Annotated in this window: 1 protein-coding gene; it reads left to right on the top strand. The window is 65.1% G+C overall.

What is annotated here, in order from left to right:
- The coding region (locus EN991_RS38345; protein WP_127370634.1) for a PDZ domain-containing protein at window positions 1–791 on the top strand (791 nt) is incomplete at both ends.

The following is a 791-nucleotide window of genomic DNA, read 5'->3' as shown; positions in this document are numbered from 1 at the left end:
TATGTCGACTTCGCCGATGACTCCAAGGTTCGCGTCGGCGACTGGGTGGTGGCCGTCGGCAATCCGTTCGGCCTTGGTGGCACCGTCACCGCCGGCATCGTCTCCGCCCGCGGCCGCGACATCGGCGCTGGCCCTTATGACGACTTCATCCAGATCGACGCATCGGTCAACCGCGGCAATTCTGGCGGCCCGACCTTCAACCTCAACGGCCAGGTCGTCGGCATCAACACCGCGATCTTCTCGCCGTCCGGCGGCAGCGTCGGCATCGCCTTCGACATTCCCGCTTCGACCGCCAAGCAGGTCGTTCAGGACCTGATGAAGAGCGGTTCCGTTCAGCGCGGCTGGCTCGGTGTCGAAATCCAGCCGGTCACCTCCGACATCGCTGAGTCGCTTGGTCTGAAGTCCAACAACGGCGCACTGGTTTCCAGTGCCCAGGACGATGGTCCCGGCAAGAAGGCGGGCATCACGGCCGGTGACGTGATCACCCAGGTCAACGGCAAGGACGTCGCTTCGCCGAAGGAACTGGCACGGCTGATCGGCGCCTACTCGCCTGGCAAGTCGGTTGACGTCACCGTGTGGCGCGACGGCAAGAGCCAGACGGTCAAGGTCGATCTCGGCAAACTGCCCTCGAGCGACAAGCAGGCCTCTGTCGACCAGTCGCAGCCTGCCGCTCCGGCAAAGCCCGACACGCTGGCCGATCTCGGCCTGACCGTCACCAAGTCCGAAAACGGCAAGGGGCTGGTGGTGACCGACGTCGCTCCTGACAGCGCTGCTGCCGATCGCGGCATCCA

It is taken from the genome of Mesorhizobium sp. M7A.F.Ca.US.005.03.2.1 (assembly GCF_003997795.1).
Lineage (GTDB): Bacteria > Pseudomonadota > Alphaproteobacteria > Rhizobiales > Rhizobiaceae > Mesorhizobium > Mesorhizobium ciceri.
This window is presented reverse-complemented; position numbering and strand designations above follow the sequence as displayed.